Here is a 1,040-nt window from a genome sequence, read left to right on the forward strand (position 1 = left end):
CTAGATGATTGATTCCAAGGGTTCAGTGGTCGTACGCTGTCAGTGACCGGAGGATCGGCTGCCCGGTGCGATGGTTGTGCCAGATTGCGGCGGTGAGCGCGAGCAGTCGTTGCAGCACTCGCACGATCACTCCTCCCGGGGTTCGTCCGCCGTGCTGTTCAAGCCCGAGCTGCCCTTTCAACGTGTCAAACACCGACTCGATCCGCTGCCGGAGTGGTTTCAAAAATCTTGCGTCCTCACGCGCGGGCTCGCCCTGACGGGCCGGCCGGATGAGCGTCACTTGAACATTGGCGAGTTCGGTCTCGAACACACGACCGTAATATCCTTTGTCTGCCATGATCATCTGCCCCGCAGGAATTCGGGCTGGGGTGGCATCGAGGATCCCTTGAAGGGTGTCACGTTCGTCGGCTTTTGCGCCGGTGAGCGCGAACCCGACCGGCAGCCCGTCGAGCGTGGCGAGCAGGTGCAGGCGCACACCCCAGAAGAATCTGGAATGCGAAGCGCAGTATCCGTACTCGGCGAACCCGGCAAGGTCTGATCGTTTCACCGTTTCGCGTGATCGCCCACATTCGACCGGGGTCGAATCGGCGATCCACACGTCATCAGACCAGAGACCGGTATCAGCGGCAAGATGCGCGATCACCGCTTGCATGGTGCCGGCGAGGCGGCGGAGGCGCTTGTTATAGCCAGACTGCTGCGGGATTGTGGGGAACAGGTGCCGGAGGCGAGCGTGAGCGTATCTGATCCAGCGGCGTTCATTATGGTGTTCGAGCAGGGCTTGCATTACGGCGAGCGTAATGAGTTCCGCGTCGCTGATCCTGGGGATGAGCCCGACGCGAGGCCGCCAGGGAGCGAGTTCGGGTCTGGCTTTCAGATAGTCGTCGCAGGTGACGTAGAGTGCTGTAGCGAGGGTGTCCAGGTCGTTGTCCATTCCGGGCCTTACGGTTCGAGATTGAGAGATTCAACCTCGATCCTGGACACCCTCAACCACTGCTTGAGACAGGCGCGCCGCCGGTCACCCCTTGGAATCAATCATCTAG

At 61.0% G+C, this 1,040-nt stretch carries 1 protein-coding gene; it reads right to left on the reverse strand.

The window, feature by feature from the left end:
• Positions 1-22 precede the first annotated feature (22 nt).
• A complete protein-coding gene (locus ACK4SC_RS11685) occupies positions 23-931 on the reverse strand; it encodes an IS982 family transposase (RefSeq protein WP_119699237.1) in 909 nt (302 codons plus the stop codon).
• Positions 932-1,040: the final 109 nt, after the last annotated feature.

Origin of the sequence: Microcella sp. (assembly GCF_046293215.1) — a bacterium.
Classification (GTDB): domain Bacteria; phylum Actinomycetota; class Actinomycetes; order Actinomycetales; family Microbacteriaceae; genus Microcella.

What these genes read in the sequence shown, in the direction of transcription:
- ACK4SC_RS11685 (WP_119699237.1), bottom strand. Translation starts at nt 931, where the DNA reads ATGGACAACGACCTGGACACCCTCGCTACAGCACTCTACGTCACCTGC.